This window comes from Bacillus haynesii, from assembly GCF_001969855.1.
Classification (GTDB): Bacteria; Bacillota; Bacilli; order Bacillales; family Bacillaceae; genus Bacillus; species Bacillus haynesii.
This window is the reverse complement of the sequence record NZ_MRBL01000016.1, coordinates 145192-161765: the sequence shown is the minus strand read 5'-3', so window position 1 is coordinate 161765 and position 16574 is coordinate 145192. Positions and strand designations below refer to the sequence as shown.

Sequence of the window (16574 nt, the reverse complement as noted above, 5' to 3'; positions counted from 1 at the left end):
CGCTCACACGGAGCGTAAGGGTTTTTTGGTGATCAGGCGCTTTTTTGCACATTCTTCTTGGCATGAAACAAATAGTTGATCACAGAATTGTGTTTTACATTTTTCACAAAAAACGGATTCAACACGACAACAGCCAAAAGGTTGGCGGCAAGGCCCCAGAATCCTTCGTAAATGCCGAAAGTGGCCCCTGTCAAATAAACGGTAAATGTAACGGCAAGGCCGATGAGAAGACCGATGATCGTCGCTTCCTTCGTCTGGTTTTTCCAGAACAGGCTGATGACGATGGCAGGGAATATCTGCACCATGCCTGAAACGCCGAGAAGCTGAAGCGTGACAAGCGCTGCCGGGAACAGCATTCCGAATAAAAGGGCCAGACCGATGACGACAAATACCATCGAGCGCGTGATGATCGTCAGTTTTTGTCCCGAAACGCGGGGGTTGATCAAATCGCGGTATAAATTGTTGGCGAACAGGTTCGACGCCCCGATCGCCATGATCGAACACGGGATCAGACTTGCGAGGGCGATCGTTGAATAGGCGAATCCTTGCGTGACGCCGCCGTAGGAACTTTGAATTAAATGCAGCAATGCAAATCTCGGATTAATGTCATCGGGAAGAACGAGAAATGCGATAAACCCTAAGAAAATGACTAAAATCAATACGATATTGTACAGCGGCAGAAACATGCTGTTCTTTCTGAGCGCATCCGCGCTGTTCGCCGTGAAAACGCCTGTCGCCGCATGGGCCCACATGAACAGAGCAAACGCGGAAACGATCGATGCCGTGATGAACCAGGCGATCCCGCGCGGTCCGTCAGAAGGGATCGTCAGCATATGCGGCGCTTCATTTGCCAGCTTGTCAATCATCGGTGTCCAACCGTTAAAATGGATGAGCGGCAACGAAACGACCATAAACAGCATCATCACCCAAACTAAAATGTCTTTAATAATGGCGGTATATGTAGGACCTTTGATGCCGCTGAAAAACGTATAAAGCGCGACAAGGATGAACGAAATGATTACGACGGCATTGACATTAATAAACCCAGTACCCGCGACTTGAAGCGTATCCTGAATTCCGCTGAGCTGCAGGCAGATATACGGGATCAGCATCAAGACGCCGACAATGGCAACAAGCGAAGACAGCAGCTTGCTGCTGAAGCGTTCTCTTGCGTAATCGGCCAGCGTCGTCAGCTGATGTACTTTCGCCACCTTCCAAATCTTCGGCAGAAAAAAGTAGGCGATGAAATAGGCCAAAACCGAATAAGGAATCGCGAAAAAAGCGACGCTTCCGCTTGTAAAAGCGGTACTTGTCAACCCTAAAAACGTGTAAGCCGTGTATAAGTCGGCACCGACGAGAAACCAGACGAGCAGCCCGCCGAACCGCCTTCCGCCGACGGACCATTCTTCAACCGATTTCCGCGACTGTTTATTACTGCCGGCGATAAATCCGATACAAACTACGGCCAAAATGATGCCGGCGGTAATGAGGAGCGCTGTTAAATTTCCCTGCATCACTCATAACCTCCGTTTCTTTTCTCGAATCTGTAAATCGCAAATGTGATCAGCGGTGTCAGCACAATCCACAGCACCAGCCAAAAATGAAAAAACGGAAGTCCGAAAACGATCGGATCGATCCGGTTTACAAACGGCAGCAAGGCAAGCTGTCCGATAAAAGGGATGATGAACAGAACCCATTTAAAAAGCTGTTGATTCACCTTTTTTCCTCCTTTAGCCATTTTAATGTTCATAATCATAGCAGTTGTCAGATTTAATCACAAGATAATTATTAGAAAACAGTGATTTTTTAAATTATTTAAACAATAGTTCTGCCTTGCATATTCGAAAACATAACTTTACAATAATTAATATCTTGAATTCAAGATAAAATAGAAGGGGATCACTATGTTTGCAGGAGACCCCAAAGTAAATGTATGGGAAAGAGACGGGCGGACCAGGCGATGAACCGCTGGAAAGTCTTGGCGCGGAATTGAAGCTTCCAGAATGGCTTGACAGCATCGCGTGCAAATTGAAGGCATTCTTCTAAAATGGGAAAAGGAGTGAATGAAAATGAATCATATATATGAGAAAGGGAACTCTGATATCACCCTGTTGTTATTGCATGGAACAGGGGGAAACGAACACGATCTTCTGCCGATCGGCAGGATGATTGATCCCGATGCAAATTTGCTCGGAGTCAGGGGGAATGTGCTGGAAAACGGAATGCCCCGTTTTTTCAAGCGGTTGAGAGAAGGGGTGTTTGACGAGAAAGATCTGATCGAACGGACGGATGAATTAAAAACGTTTCTGGATGAAGCCGCAAAAGAACTTCACTTCGACAGAAGCCGGGTGGTCGCAATCGGCTATTCAAACGGCGCGAATATCGCGGGAAGTCTGCTGTTCCGCCATGAACATGTACTGAAAGGGGCGATTTTGCATCATCCGATGGTTCCGTTTAGAAATCGCAATCTCCCTGATATGACAGATTTGCCCGTGTTTATCGGGGCCGGCAAAACAGATCCACTCTGTCCGCCGGAGGAATCAAGCGAACTTGCCGGCTATTTCACCAACGCCGGCGCCAACGTGCTCCTTCACTGGGAAGGCGGAGGCCATCAGCTGACACACGGCGAAATCGAACAGGCGAAAATCTGGTATGAAAAGCATGTAAAAGCATAAAAAAAACCTTAGTCCTTTTTTGGGACTAAGGTTTTTTTAACATGTTTACAGCCATGTAGATACGTCAGAAACATCGAAACGATTGCTTTTGTGCGCAGGTTTGACCGGCTTTCCGATCGAAATCAGCATGACCGGTACATAGCGTTCATCGATGTTGAATTCTTTAACGAACGCTTCCTTGTCAAATCCGCCCATTGCGCATGTGTCATAGCCCATTGCTTTAGCTGCAATCATCAGCTGCATAGCAGCGAGCGATGCGTTTGTAAAAGCGGCGTCTCTTGCAAATCCGCTGTTTTGATAAGCGCCGTTGATTTGTCCGAGCAGCGTGTTTTTGATGTCTTCGGTCATGTAACCTGCTTCTGTCAGAGGGCCGTATACGGCTTCACCGTTCAGATTCGCTTGTAAGTCCCCGAGCACGGCTACGACCGCAGAGGCTTGACTGACTTGTTTTTGGTTGAACGCGATCGGAAGGAGTTTATCTTTTGATTCCTGGCTGTGAAAGACTGTAAAATGCCAGTGTTGCAGATTCCAGGCTGACGGAGCCTTTGTGGTGATGTTCAGCAGCTTTGTCAGCTCTTCTTTGGAAATGGAAATGCTTGTGTCATATTCTTTAATCGAAGTACGCTCTTCCAGAATGTTGAGAGCGGTGGTTTCTTGTGAAGACATGTGACTTCCTCCTTTGGGCTAAACGTGTTATGATAGAGTCAGATAAAAAGTTAGAAACTTACTTTTTGTAACTTTATTGAGTATTTTAATGGCACACATTATTTTTGTCAACTGGATATGGAGGGGTGAGAGAATTGGGGTTTACAATGTGTCCTAGAATGGAAGCCGCCTTTTCTTTACTCGGCAAACGATGGAATGGACTGATCATCCATGTATTATTGGATGGACCTAAACGATTTAAAGACTTGACTGAAATGATACCGATGATCAGCCAAAAAATGCTGGCTGAACGTTTAAAAGAGCTCGAACACTGCAAAATAGTCGAGCGTCAAGTACTCCCGGAAACGCCGGTAAAAGTAATCTATCAATTGACAGACAAGGGGACGGCGCTAGAGCCTGTCCTCAAGGAGATACAAACCTGGGCCGAACATCATTGTGATCCGGAAGGGAGCTGACCGGATTGAACAGTAAAGAAACAGTCGTCATAACAGGCGGGGCCAAAGGCATCGGAAGAGACCTTGTGGCCGCCTATGCTCAAAAAGGTTTTATCGTCGTATTCTCCGACGTACTGAAGGAAGAGGGTAAACAGCTTGAAAAAGAGCTGACCGCTTCCGGAGCGCAGGTTCAGTTTGCAGCTTGTGATGTAGGTTCTGAAGAAGATGTGAAACGGCTGATGCAGGAAGCTTCCCGAAACGGCCGTTCGATAGCGGCGCTCATTAATAACGCGGGCAGATCAGTTTGGAAGTCCCCTTATGACTTGACCGCGAAAGAATGGGACAACGTCCTGAATACCAATTTGAAAGGCGCGTTTCTTTGCGCAAGAGAAGCGGCCAAAAAAATGAAAGAGGCGAAAACAGGCGGGGCCATCGTTAATATCGCTTCGACAAGGGCGTTTATGTCCGAGCCGGACTCAGAAGCCTATGCCGCGTCAAAAGGGGGCTTAATTGCTTTGACTCACGCATTGGCCGCGTCTTTAAGCAAAGATTCAATCGTGGTCAACAGCATTTCCCCGGGATGGATCGAAACCGGTGATGATACTGCCCTGCGGCCTATTGACCACGGGCAGCATTTATCAAACAGGGTCGGGCGCCCTCAGGATATCGTCAAAGCATGCTTTTACTTGACCGATCCGGATAATCGCTTCGTCACCGGTACAAACATAACGGTGGACGGCGGAATGACAAAAAAAATGATTTATGAAGAATAGCCCAAACGTTTCCGGACTTTATGAATACCTTTACTATAGGCAGACATAAAGGAGGATAAAAGCCAATGAACCCTCATATGCTTTATTCGAGATCAGGTCCTGTCGGATACCCGGCAAGATTCCCGTTATTCTGGGGTTTTGGAGCACCGCTTGTCGGCGGATTGCTGGGCGGATTTCTCGGAAGCGCGATTTTTAACTACCCAAGGCCCTACGCTTATCCGCCGCCATACCCGGGACCTTACGGCGGCGCGCCTTATTACGGATACGGGGCAGCTCCTGGGACCGTTCCGTACGGAGGTGTTCCGGGCGCAGCTCCATACAGAGGGGCAGGACCGGGCTATTGATTCATAAGCCAATTGTTGCTGGCGTCTAAATGCCGGATGTCAATATGAAGCGGCGGCCAAAGCTTGCGAATCTTTTCGCCTTTGGCCGCCGTCTCATTCTTTCCGGATCGATCAGTCAGGGAACTGTACTTTTCCCGGTACGGTATATGCGCTTGACGTCCCGTTTTCCGGAAGTTTTTTTATCGTGTCTTTTACGACTTTTCCTCGGATATCTGTGATCCTGACTTTAAGCGGACTTGTCCCGAGATTGGTGCTGACGAAATGGTTGTAATCCGTTTTCTCCATGTTGATCCACTTTCCGTCTTTGTAATATTCCATTTTCATGACGGGATATTTGTGATTTCTGACCTGGATCGCCGCCCACCACTGGCTGCTGCCTTCTTTGATCCGGTAAGTGAAATTGCCGGTAATCGGCGCTTTGATTACACGCCATTTAATGTCGATTTTGCCGTCTTTCATATCGCCGATCTCGCGAAAAGCGTTCGGTGAAAGGTCAAGAGCTCCCGGCGCTCCTTCAGGATACAGATCGGTAACATAGACGGTTGTTTTTCCTTTCGGCCCTTCAACCCGCAGATAGGCGCCGGCAAGAGCTGCTTTCACACCGCGGTAATTCATATCTGTCGGATTTAAAGCAGTGATCTTCATATTGGACGGAATCGGATCCAAAAGCAATGCACCGCCGGAGTAACCTGACCCCGTATAAGTGGCGTAGCCCGTATGCAGTGAGTTGTATGCAGCAGAAGCTTGCGGTGAAAAACAAAGGATCGTCAAAAACATTGCTGTGATCAATAGGCTGATTTTCTTTTTCATATACATCCTCCTGTTTTATAAATTGAGAACCATTATCATTATAAGGACAAACTGACAACAGCCGAAAGAGGAAATAGTTACAGAGACTTTTTAAGGAATAATGACTAACACTGTCAAAATTTAAAGGCGCAGGCAAATGAGATGATCATCCTCGAGGACTAGTGTTAAGATGGTACAGGAAGAAAAAAAACAGCCTGCTTTTCCAAGCTGGCCGTTTTCAAAACGTGATGTCGATTTCAGACAGGTTAAAGTCCTCATTTTTTAAGAACATCACTTCCAAAATGCCGTCTTTAAATATTGCTTTCGTACCCTTTCTACGCACTAGAGAGGGGAGAACGACTTTTTCCTGCCGCCCTTTTTCAGGGTAGTTTTCTATGATCAGGGTTTGTGAAGTATGTTTAATTTTCAGAAGGTTAAGCTGTTCTTTGGTGAGCGGTATTTTAACAAATACATGGCTTGTCGTTTCAAAAATATCAATCGGATCAGATTCATCTGCCGCCGGTGTTTCTTTTGAGAGAGGGTCACGAAAAGGAAATTGAACTGCATACCCCGGTCCGAAAACGCTTTTCATCATGTGGTGAATATATTGCTCCACATCTTTCGGGTCAGCGTTTTTTAATCCGTCCTTGGAAAACTGCTGAAATGGAAAAAAGCGTTGCCAATCAAACACGATCACACTTCCTTTCACATAGACGGTACAGTATATGCAAAAAAGTGCGGAAAGTGATGAAGTAGAAAGGAAAGATACAGACATGAATCATTCATCTCAAACGAAAGGAATCATTTACACAGCGCTTTCTTATTTGCTGTGGGGGCTCCTTCCTTTATATTGGAAAGTGCTCGATCAGACCGCCGCGCTCGATATACTGGCGCACCGGATTATCTGGTCATTTGTTTTCATGTGCGGCGTGCTTCTCGTTTTACGGCAGTGGAAAAACGGAGTCAAAGCATTTCGCTCGCTTTCGGGAAACCGAAAGGAATTTGTTCCGCTCATTTTGTCGTCCGTTCTGATTTCGATCAATTGGTATGTGTACATATGGGCCGTCAGCAACGGCTATATTCTTGAAGCGAGCCTGGGCTACTACATCAATCCGCTCGTATCGATCGTGCTCGGAATTGTCTTTTTAAAGGAAAAACTGACGCGGATGCAGGGAGCGGCAGTTCTTCTCGCTGCCCTCGGCGTGCTTATTTCCGCTTTTCAGTACGGTTCCGTGCCGTATATCGCCCTGATGCTCGCATTCAGCTTCGGGCTCTACGGACTGGCGAAAAAGCGCACATCGCTGTCAAGCGCCATAGGACTTACCCTGGAAACGATGATGATCGCTCCGGTTGCAGCGATCTACCTGCTGTTCTTCAGCCATCCGGAAAAGGCTCAGGCCGCATCAGGGAGCATCGGCATGATGGTGCTGCTGTTTTTAGCGGGAGTGTTAACCGCGATTCCGCTGCTTTTATTTGCGGAAGGTGCGAAAAAACTGCCGCTTTATCAAATCGGCATTTTGCAATATATCGCTCCGACCATTACATTATGCTTAGGCGTTTTCGTCTATCATGAACCGTTCAGCAGCAGCAAGGTCTTTACGTTTAGCTGCATATGGGCGGCGCTGATATTGTTTACACTTTCGCAATTTCAATGGAAGAAACCGGAGAAGGTATTTTTAAAAAGAAAAAATTCCTTTCATCCGTAAGCCCTTTTTCTTTTCAAGAAACACCAATTATGTATAATTAAACATTATTGAAGCAATTCGGAGGTTGTTCCGTCATGGCAGACGAACTAGAGCTTTTCCGGGCGTATAAAACCCTTTGGAAAAACCGGACGATGGACAGGGAAGGCAAGCAGGCGCTTCATCAGGCGATTGATGATGAGTTGAAGGACCTCGGCACCCATCCAAGGCTCAGAAAGACGAAGCACGAAAAATACTATCAATCAATCCGGCGCATTGTGAATTCACAATTGGAATCAGATATGAAGCTCAAGCTGATTGAATGTCATACGGAACGATTGGAGTTATTAACAAACGAAGAAAGCAGGGAGTAACATGAAAGCAATAAAAAAAGAAGATGTGCAGGCTTCTTTGGAAACATTTTTAAATCAGCCTGTTTATATTCATTTGGAGACGACAACCGGATCGTATTCCGCGCATAAAGATGAGCAGAACATGACCGTGGTGGCGTATATCAGAAACGCGAAGGTAACCTGCTCCCGGGCCAAAATCACGGGTGAGGGACCATTTCGCGCCGGTTTGAAAACCGAAGACGGCTGGATCTACGCGGAAGGCCTGACGGATTATATAGTTGACGATGAAGGCAGGTTGCTTCTTGCCGGCTATTTGCCGGGCGGCAAACTCGCCATTTCGCTTCAAATCAGCAAAAAGCCATTTGCAGTCTAAAAAGAAGGTGTTATAAGATGAAAAAACATTTACTCGTGATCCTGCCGCATCCTGACGATGAATCTTTCGGAGTCGCCGGCTTGATCGCTTTAAACCGAAAAGAAGATATACCTGTAACATACGCGTGCCTGACGCTGGGCGAGATGGGAAGGAATATGGGAGACCCGCTTTTTGCCAACAGGGAAACCCTTCCACTGCTCAGAAAGCAAGAGCTGATCGACGCCTGCCGGGAAATGGATGTACAGGATTTGCGCATGCTCGGATACCGTGACAAAACGCTCGAATTCGAGGATGAAGAAAAACTGGCCGATCGAATAGAGGCTGTCATTGATGATGTAAACCCGAGCCTTGTTGTAACGTTCTATCCCGGACACGGTGTTCATCCTGACCATGATGCGTGCGGTGCCGCGGTCATCAGGGCATTATCGCGGAAAAAGAAAGAAGACCGGCCGCGCGTCTTATGCATGGCCATCACCCACCACAGGGAAGAGGTTCTTGGCAAGCCTGACGTCGTTCTTGATATCAAAGAAGCCGCAGATATTAAAATGAACGCGTTAAAAGCGCATAAATCCCAAACAGGCGGCTTTATGAAAGAAATAGAGAAAAAACTCGCCAATGGCGAGCCGGTTGTTGAGACATGGTTTGAAAAAGAAACGTTTTGGACCTATCAATGGAATGATTGACATGATCAAAAAAGGTGTCGGGCATATGAGCCCGGCACCTTTTTACATGCTTTGAGTGTGGATATAGCGGCTTTGAATGCGTTTGAGCCTGAAGAACAGCCCGACTGCACCGGCTGCGAGCCCCGTGATCAGGCCGATCCAGTATCCGAAAGCTCCGAATGAAGTATACGTTCCAATCACAAAACCGACCGGAAGACCGATAATCCAATACGAGACGAGAGCTGTGACAAGCGTGTAGTTGACATCTTTATACCCTCTGAGCGCTCCTTGAATCGGCGCGGCGATGGCATCTGACAGCTGAAAAAACAACGCATACAGCAAGAAGTCTTTGGTCAGAAGCAGTACATCCCGGTCAGCCGCGTACAAACCGGCGATTTGCTCTCTGAACAGTAAAATGATGAGCGCCGTGAATAATGAAAAACCGACCGCTATTGAAATGCCGAGATAGCTGTAGGTTCTCGAGTCTTTAAACCGTTTGGCCCCGACCTCAAAGCCGACGACAATCGTCAGCGTCATCGATACGCTCAATGGAAGCATGTAGAGAAGCGAAGCGAAATTCATTGCCGCCTGATGGGAAGCGATCGTGACCGTGTCAAAGTGGCTCATCAGCAAAGTGACTGCTGCGAATATACTCGTCTCAAAGAAGATGGCGAAACCGATCGGAATGCCGATCTTCAGCAGTTTCATACTTTCAGCAAAAGAAAATGAATGGAATGTTCCAAAAATCCTAAACTGGTGAAACGGCGTCTTCTTATGGACGATGTATAAAGAGATCAGACAAATGCACCAATATGTGATGGCGGAAGCCATACCGGCTCCTGCTCCTCCAAATTTCGGAAAACCGAAATTCCCGAAAATAAACAAATAATTCAAGACAAAATTTATCGGCAAAGAACAAAGCGTAATCAGCATCGTCACCCGCGTTTTTCCAAGTGAATCAATAAAGCAGCGCATCACATTGTAAACAAACAGCGGCAATATGCCGAGCCCGATGCAGATTAAATATTGCTTTGCGATGACCGCTACCTTCTGTTCAAGATCGAGGTTCTCCAGCACCGGATCAATCAGAAAATACCCGGAAACAATGACGGCAATGCTGATGATCCCGGCCACATAGATCGATTGAATAACAGTATAAGGGACATCCTTTTGCCGCTTGGCCCCCATCAGCTGGGCGACCATCGGTGTTACAGCCGTCAAAATGCCGGCAAGCCCTGTATAAACGGGGGTCCACAAACTCGAGCCGATTGCGACGCCGGCGAGGTCGGCGGCACTGACTTTGCCTGACATCACCGTATCGAGAACCGTAATGAGCGACAGTCCCGCTTGCGTAATCAAAATCGGAATTAAAATCGTTAAAAACTGTCTTGTTTTCTCCCGCAAATCCTTTGTTTCCCTCATATCAGTTCCCCGTTTCTTTTGGATAACGAGAGAAATTATAACACGTTATGTATAAAATGCAATAAATGTCTGTTCAATCTTTTTTCGTCTGTTTTGTTTTTTTAAACATTTGCACATAAATAAAGGAAAGAGAAAGGATCCCTAAACACGTACATAAATATTGACATATTTTTTGAATGGCCAAGAAGATTCACCTCCATATCTTAAAATGCACTATAAAAGGAGGAAACATGCACGAAAGCGACGGTAATAAATCAGAAGCTTTTTTATGTGTTTTCTAATAGTCTATTAAGACTATTAATATACAAAAATGAATGAGTATTAAGTTTTATGTTTCTATTTATCGTTATATTAAGATAGGAAATAAGAATCTATAGGTGAAATAGTAAAACGTCGTTCGATCTAAAAAAAAGATACTCCCAATTCCGGATGTTGGCAAAAAAAATGTATGATATAGTCAATTTATGGTTTCGTGGAGGAATTTGTGCTGAAATGTAGAAATGTATGAGTGATCCTGATCTTTGCTTTTCGATTAGGCAATAAATGAGGATTGATCAGCGATTTCCGGAAAACTAAAGAATATCAATACGCAGTTTTTACACCCTCAACTTGAACGCTGGCTTGCCCATCTGTTGACCGTTTGATCCGAGAGAAAGGGAAATCGGCTGTAAAACGGCACGGAAACCAGCATGTTACGGCGTCTATTCAGGCTGTTTCGGCACATGCAGCATATCCAGTCAACTCCTTCTCGCTGTTTTTCACCATGAACCTCTGATTTTAGAACAACTGTTCATCGTATTTCCGAAAAATTGAAACGCACACCTTTGCGAAAAAAACATCCGGCATCTCGAGCACGCAGAAAAAAGTGTTGATTTTTGTCAATATGTCTATCAGTCTGTATTTTTAATGTGAAATTTGTAAAAAAACAAAAAAACTATTAAAAAAATATAGAATAGGCCGATACAAATCGTGAATTGCATTTTTTGCTTAAGAATATAAAAGGGGGCTTTCAGCCAAAGGCCATACATATGTTGATCAGATCACCTGCCTGGTCGGCTGGATAAAGTCTTAAGCAATGGCAAATGTAATGGCATACATAGAGAGAACGAAAATGAAACGGGAGGTTAAGAGGTTATGAAGAAGAAGATAGCAGTAGGTTTGGCGGCCTCTGCAGTAGTTGGAACTTCATTGGCGGCGTCACCGGTAGAAGCCCAAACCATCAAGGTGAAAAGCGGAGACTCACTGTGGAAGCTTTCAGCTGAGTACAATACCAGTGTTTCGGCACTTCAATCAGCCAACAATCTTTCATCTACGGTTATTTATGTCGGACAAACTTTAAAAGTTCCGGACGGCAAGTCAAAAAGCAGCAGCTCACAGGCAAAATCCGCAAGTTCCAGCTCAAGCACTGCCAAGTCAACTTACACGGTAAAATTGGGAGATTCCTTGTGGCTGATTGCCAAAGACTACAAAACAACCGTAAAAGAGATCAAAAACTTAAACGGGCTGAGCAGCGATATGATTTATCCGGGACAAAAGCTGGTCATTAAAGGAAGCGCGAAAAGCACCGGTTCCAGCTCTGGCTCAAGTTCCAGTTCGAAATCATCCAGCTCAAGCTCAAGCTCGCAAAGTGCAAGCAGTTCAAGCAGCACATACAAAGTCAAATTGGGCGATTCTTTATGGAAAATTGCCAATAATTTGAATATGACAGTCGCCGAACTCAAAACGCTGAACAACTTGAAGTCTGACACGATCTACCCGAACCAGGTCCTTAAAGTGAAAGGAACGGTTTCCAGCGGAAGCAAACCATCTTCTGGTTCGTCTTCAAGTTCTTCATCAAGTAAAACGAACACAAGCAGCAGTTCAAAAACGACCACTTACACGGTTAAACCGGGCGATTCTCTGTGGAAAATCGCGAATTCGATGAATGTGACGGTACAGAGCATCAGAGAGGCTAATCAATTAAAAACAGATGTTTTGCAAGTCGGCCAGAAGCTTAAAATCTCCGGTGCATCGACTTCCGGATCATCTGGCAGCCCATCTTCCAGCTCACCGAATTCTTCAGTTTCAACCGGTACTTCGACAAGCGCAAAGGTCGAGCGGATGATTGCAGAAGCAGAAAAGCATATCGGCGTGCCTTACAGATGGGGAGGCAACAATCCTTCCGGTTTTGACTGCAGCGGATACATCTATTACGTATTAAACAAAGTCACATCAGTCTCAAGATTGAGCGCAGCAGGGTACTGGAACATCATGTCGCCAGTCAGCCAGCCTTCAAGAGGTGATTTTGTTTTCTTCTCAACATATAAAGCAGGCCCTTCACACGTTGGTATTTATTTAGGAAACAACAAGTTTATTAATGCCAACGATTCCGGCGTCACCGTCAGCGACATGAACAATTCCTACTGGAAACAGCGCTATCTCGGCGCAAAACGGTATTCATTTTAAAAAAGCCATTTTAAATGGCTTTTTTTGCGTGATTTCAGGATGGTAGGCCAGGTTTAATGCCCCTCTTCGTTGTCTAAACTGAAAAGAAAAGCGAAGGGGGAAGCCGTTTGAGAACATTACATTACATATTGCTCACATGTATGGCTGTTTGTTTGGCAGCTGCATGCACACAGCAGAAAGAAATCGAGCAAAAAAATACCGAACAGGAACATAAAGAAACCTTTGAAGCGATGACACAGCCAATAAAAGTACCGCTGATCAAACGCGACGGTGCGGAGACCGGTTTTATAGAAGTGTCTGAATCGGCTGCAGAAGGTCTTGATATCAGAGTCAGCGCCCATGATCTGCCGCCAGGAATGCTTGCTTTTCATATTCATGAAACGGGCGTGTGTAAAAAACCCGATTTTGAAAGTGCGGGTGCTCATTTCAATCCTGATCAGAAGGAGCACGGCTTTCACAATCCGAAAGGGCCGCATGCCGGTGATTTGCCGAATATTGAAGTCGGAGCCGACGGCAAAGTCGACGTCATCGTAAATGCGCCGGCAGTCACCCTCGATCAGAAAAGCAAGTTCAGTCTGCTGGATCATGACGGAAGTGCTTTTATCATTCACGAGCATCAGGATGATGATTTGACAAATCCATCCGGAAACTCCGGAGCCCGGATGGTTTGCGGAGCGCTGACGAACAGCGGAAAAAAGTGAATCGGCGCATGGAAGCCGTTTATATTGAGGGCAGCGCATCTTTTCTAGTATACTTAAATACAGAAGACGCTTTTAGAAAGGAATTTTACAACACATGAAATATGATCCGCACGAACTAGAGCTGCCTGAAAAGATAAAAGAGCGGCTGATTCAGTCTGCCGCCAAACCTGCTGACGCGGAATACCAATCATTGATTGGAACGCCCGGCTATGAAGCGGAAGACAGCGCCATTCTCTATGACGCGATGATCGCGCTGTCACTCGGAAAAAACGTTTTGTTAAAAGGCCCGACAGGCTCAGGAAAAACAAAACTTGCCGAAACGCTCTCCGCTTATTTTCAAAAACCTATGCACAGTGTCAACTGTTCTGTGGACCTTGATGCAGAGGCGCTTGTCGGTTACAAAACGATTGAAAACACCGACGGGAACGCCTCTATTGAATTTATCGAAGGTCCCGTGACAAAAGCAATGAACAACGGCCATTTCCTATATATTGATGAAATCAACATGGCGAAACCGGAGACGCTGCCGATCTTAAACGGGGTGCTGGATTACCGGAAAATGATGACCAATCCGTTTACGGGAGAAGTCATTAAAGCGAAAGAGGGATTCGGGGTAATTGCAGCGATTAACGAAGGTTATGTCGGAACGGTCCCATTGAACGAAGCGCTGAAAAACCGGTTTGTCATTATCGACGTGCCATACATTAAAGGTGACCTATTGAAACGGGTGCTTGAAACACAATCCGAGCTGAAAGATCAGAAGCTGCTGGACCGGTTTGTCACCCTGTCATCGGACTTAATGACGCAAGCCCATAACGGTCAGGTATCTGAAGAGGCCGCTTCCATCAGAGCGCTTCTCGATACATGCGACCTGTCGACGTATATTCCGCCGCTGCGAGCGATCGAACGGGGCATCGTTGAAAAGCTTGATGATGAACGCGAAAAAGCGGCGGTCCGAAATATTGCCCAAACTTTGTTCGAATGAGGGTTTTTTATGAAGTTTATTAAATTCAATGACAGCAAGATTGACTCTTTGCTTTTTATGGAGCTGACAGATCTGGCGAAAACGCTCGCGAAAAGCGATCAGGTTGAAGTGGAGTACGGGGTTCAGTCTTATTACAATCCTTTTGAGAAAACGATCTACATGAGCCACTTTTGGAAAGACCGGAACCACCGTGATATGGTTGACGGTTTGAAGAGCGATGTATACTTGCGGTCAATCGGCTCCCGCTACAGCTCGATGAAAGACTTTTCCCGCATGCTGGAAGCGGCTCAAGGATATCAGTTTAAGAGTTTGGCAAAACAGTTGTTTATGCTTTTTGAGGATATCAGAATTGAAGAGTCCATCAAGAGGGAGCGCCCCGGCACAAAACCGGTATTTTCAAGCCGAAAATCGATGTACCGCAAACACTTTGCGACCCAGCTGACGCTGAATCTGGAGCGGAGCATTTTTACAGATGCTTTGTTTTGCGCTGTATATCTTAAGTTGACCGCAGAGTCACCGCTTGAAGAGATACCGGCTATCCATGAATCAATCGATCCGATGAAGGGGTTTATAGAAGCCGAGCTCGCCCGCGTCTTCGAAGCGCGTTCAACTGCTGACATCGTTTCGATTGTAAACGGGTTAATGGAAGGTTTTGAAGAGGTGCTCGAAAAAGATATGCTGAATACGTACTTCTTTTTTCCGGAACTGGAATATGAACAAGTTGACGAAGAAGCGCTTTTTCAAGATTTGAAAGCAAAACCGAAGCTGAGCGAGGATCTGACGCTTGAAGAGAAAAGTGCGGGTGATGAGGAAGTTCATGAAGAAGAAATGCCGACTTGGCACAGAGAAACGGAAGCCCCGGCCAAAAGCTTTCTCCAGTTTGATTTGGAGCACGGCGCAAAAACCGATATTTCCGGCGGCGCTTTAAGAGAAGGAGAAGACGGCGACCAGGCGCTCGGGTCTGTTCAAGGAAAGGCGAAGCAGACGAAAAGGAAAGACTATTCAAAACTTGAATCGCTTGAATCTGTTCAAGATGAACCGAACGCCGGCGCTGCCCAAGCCGGTAAAGAAAACCGCTATGCATTTTCGGTGATGAAGCTTCCGGAAAAACCTTCGAATGAAGACATATTAGACTACCAGGCCCAAGCCAAAACGATCGAATCATATCAAAAACGGCTCAAACAGATGATTCAAAAAACGCTTGAGCATAAAAAAACGCTCCCGAGAACCGATTTGCATGCGGGCAGATTGAACAATAAACTGCTCCGTTACTTTACGGAGCGAAATCCGCGCCTGTTCTATAAAAAGCAAGAGCCGTCAACAGAAATCGACGCCGTTTTTACATTGCTCGTCGACTGTTCAGCAAGCATGCATGACAAAATGGCAGAGACGAAACGGGGCATTGTGCTGTTTCATGAAGCGCTTAAATCTGTTGCTGTCCCACATCAAATCGTCGGTTTTTGGGAAGATACAAACGATGCGACAGAGATGAGCCAGCCCAACTATTTTCATACGGTCGTCTCTTTTGCGGATTCCTTAAAAGCAGGCGCCGGACCGCATGTCATGCAGCTTGAACCGGAGGAAGACAACCGGGACGGATATGCGATCAGGCAGATGACGAAAATGCTTGTTCAAAGAAGCGAAGCTCAGAAGTTCCTGATCGTCTTTTCAGATGGGGAGCCGGCCGCATTCGATTATGAACAAAACGGGATTGTCGATACACATGAAGCGGTTATGGAAGCGCGGAAACGAAATATCGAAGTCATCAATGTATTTTTATCAAACAGCGAAATCGAAGAATCACAAATGAAGACGATACAGGACATGTACGGAAAGTACAGCCTTTTCGTCCCGGATGTCGATCAGCTTCCCGATGTTCTGTACCCGCTTTTAAAAAAGCTGTTGAACAAAAGTATAAGATAGATATGACAGATGGCAGCAATACTCGCGGCCATCTGTTTCTTATCGTAGAAACACAGCGAAATATTGAAATTTTTATTATTTTTATCAACTTAATTTTTTGCGGAGCACATCCGGATGTTAAAAAATAGACGGTCAGGGGAAATATGTGAATAAATAAAAAGCCGGTTTAAGAGAATCCGGTCTGAAAGTTCAAAATTATAAATTTTTTTATTTTTCAAGATGATTTTTTAATTTTATTTGAACAATCTGTGTAGAAACAAATGAGAAACAGTGGTAAAATGTACGTGGAAGCGTTTTTATTACATATTTCTGGGCACAAGGTTCAGAAGATATATTAAGATAGTGAA

The 16574-nt window shown here is 45.7% G+C and carries 18 protein-coding genes; 12 read left to right on the top strand and 6 right to left on the bottom strand.

The features are described 5' to 3' along the window. Nucleotides 1-32: 32 nt before the first annotated feature. A complete protein-coding gene (locus tag BTA31_RS13615) occupies nt 33-1514 on the bottom strand; it encodes a sodium:solute symporter family protein (RefSeq protein WP_076792425.1) in 1482 nt (493 codons plus the stop codon). Next, on the bottom strand, nt 1514-1738 hold the full coding sequence (locus BTA31_RS13610) for a DUF3311 domain-containing protein (RefSeq protein ID WP_239693205.1): 225 nt from the start codon (nt 1736-1738) through the stop codon (nt 1514-1516). Before BTA31_RS13610 ends, BTA31_RS13615 begins: the two co-directional genes overlap by 1 nt. Before the next feature lie 331 nt (nt 1739-2069). On the opposite strand from BTA31_RS13610, the gene BTA31_RS13605 reads away from it, so the two are divergent. After that, nucleotides 2070-2675, top strand: a complete 606-nt coding sequence (locus BTA31_RS13605) for an alpha/beta hydrolase (RefSeq protein ID WP_076792422.1) — start codon at nt 2070-2072, stop codon at nt 2673-2675. A gap of 45 nt (nt 2676-2720) precedes the next feature. Here the strand turns inward: BTA31_RS13605 and BTA31_RS13600 are convergent, their stop codons facing one another. Continuing rightward, nucleotides 2721-3341 carry a nitroreductase family protein gene (locus BTA31_RS13600; protein WP_076792419.1) on the bottom strand — a complete coding sequence of 207 codons (621 nt, stop codon included), beginning with the start codon at nt 3339-3341 and terminating at the stop codon, nt 2721-2723. 134 nt (nt 3342-3475) lie between these two features. Between BTA31_RS13600 and yodB the strand changes: the two genes are divergently transcribed. The 3 genes from yodB to BTA31_RS13585 all read left to right on the top strand — a co-directional run bounded on the left by yodB (nt 3476) and on the right by BTA31_RS13585 (nt 4892). Continuing rightward, nucleotides 3476-3796: a transcriptional regulator YodB gene (yodB, locus tag BTA31_RS13595; protein ID WP_043928089.1), complete on the top strand. Its 321-nt coding sequence runs from the start codon at nt 3476-3478 to the stop codon at nt 3794-3796. Nucleotides 3797-3801: 5 nt separating this feature from the next. Further along, nucleotides 3802-4548, top strand: a complete 747-nt coding sequence (locus BTA31_RS13590) for an SDR family oxidoreductase (RefSeq protein ID WP_076792416.1) — start codon at nt 3802-3804, stop codon at nt 4546-4548. A gap of 65 nt (nt 4549-4613) precedes the next feature. After that, a complete protein-coding gene (locus tag BTA31_RS13585; RefSeq protein WP_043928091.1) occupies nt 4614-4892 on the top strand; it encodes a hypothetical protein in 279 nt (92 codons plus the stop codon). A 111-nt stretch (nt 4893-5003) separates the two neighbouring features. Here BTA31_RS13585 and exlX read toward each other — a convergent pair whose 3' ends face one another. After that, entirely contained in the window at nt 5004-5702 is a 699-nt protein-coding gene (gene exlX, locus BTA31_RS13580) for an expansin ExlX (protein WP_043928092.1), read from the bottom strand. A gap of 217 nt (nt 5703-5919) precedes the next feature. Further along, complete coding sequence (locus tag BTA31_RS13575; RefSeq protein ID WP_076792413.1) at nt 5920-6372, bottom strand: spore gernimation protein GerT; 453 nt, start codon at nt 6370-6372, stop codon at nt 5920-5922. Between the two features lie 82 nt (nt 6373-6454). On the opposite strand from BTA31_RS13575, the gene rarD reads away from it, so the two are divergent. The 4 genes from rarD (at nt 6455) to bshB2 (ending at nt 8772) form a co-directional block, all read left to right on the top strand. Continuing rightward, entirely contained in the window at nt 6455-7387 is a 933-nt protein-coding gene (rarD, locus tag BTA31_RS13570) for an EamA family transporter RarD (protein ID WP_076792826.1), read from the top strand. 74 nt (nt 7388-7461) lie between these two features. Next, on the top strand, nt 7462-7737 hold the full coding sequence (locus BTA31_RS13565; RefSeq protein WP_076792411.1) for a hypothetical protein: 276 nt from the start codon (nt 7462-7464) through the stop codon (nt 7735-7737). 1 nt (nt 7738) lies between these two features. Further along, the gene (locus tag BTA31_RS13560; protein ID WP_076792409.1) at nt 7739-8089 is read left to right on the top strand and encodes a YojF family protein; all 351 of its coding nucleotides are present in this window, start codon (nt 7739-7741) and stop codon (nt 8087-8089) included. 17 nt (nt 8090-8106) lie between these two features. Further along, complete coding sequence (gene bshB2, locus BTA31_RS13555; protein WP_025811289.1) at nt 8107-8772, top strand: bacillithiol biosynthesis deacetylase BshB2; 666 nt, start codon at nt 8107-8109, stop codon at nt 8770-8772. A 42-nt stretch (nt 8773-8814) separates the two neighbouring features. On the opposite strand, the gene BTA31_RS13550 is transcribed toward bshB2, so the two are convergent. Further along, nucleotides 8815-10173 (bottom strand): MATE family efflux transporter, encoded by a 1359-nt coding sequence (locus tag BTA31_RS13550; protein WP_076792406.1) that lies wholly within the window; start codon nt 10171-10173, stop codon nt 8815-8817. Between the two features lie 1134 nt (nt 10174-11307). Here BTA31_RS13550 and BTA31_RS13540 point away from each other — a divergent pair. The 4 genes from BTA31_RS13540 to BTA31_RS13525 all read left to right on the top strand — a co-directional run bounded on the left by BTA31_RS13540 (nt 11308) and on the right by BTA31_RS13525 (nt 16227). Continuing rightward, nucleotides 11308-12618: a C40 family peptidase gene (locus BTA31_RS13540; RefSeq protein WP_076792403.1), complete on the top strand. Its 1311-nt coding sequence runs from the start codon at nt 11308-11310 to the stop codon at nt 12616-12618. 140 nt (nt 12619-12758) lie between these two features. Beyond that, nucleotides 12759-13319: a superoxide dismutase family protein gene (locus BTA31_RS13535; RefSeq protein ID WP_411802319.1), complete on the top strand. Its 561-nt coding sequence runs from the start codon at nt 12759-12761 to the stop codon at nt 13317-13319. Nucleotides 13320-13413: 94 nt separating this feature from the next. Then, a complete protein-coding gene (locus BTA31_RS13530; RefSeq protein WP_076792398.1) occupies nt 13414-14304 on the top strand; it encodes an ATP-binding protein in 891 nt (296 codons plus the stop codon). Nucleotides 14305-14313: 9 nt separating this feature from the next. Next, nucleotides 14314-16227, top strand: a complete 1914-nt coding sequence (locus BTA31_RS13525; protein ID WP_076792395.1) for a nitric oxide reductase activation protein NorD — start codon at nt 14314-14316, stop codon at nt 16225-16227. Nucleotides 16228-16574 lie beyond the last annotated feature (347 nt).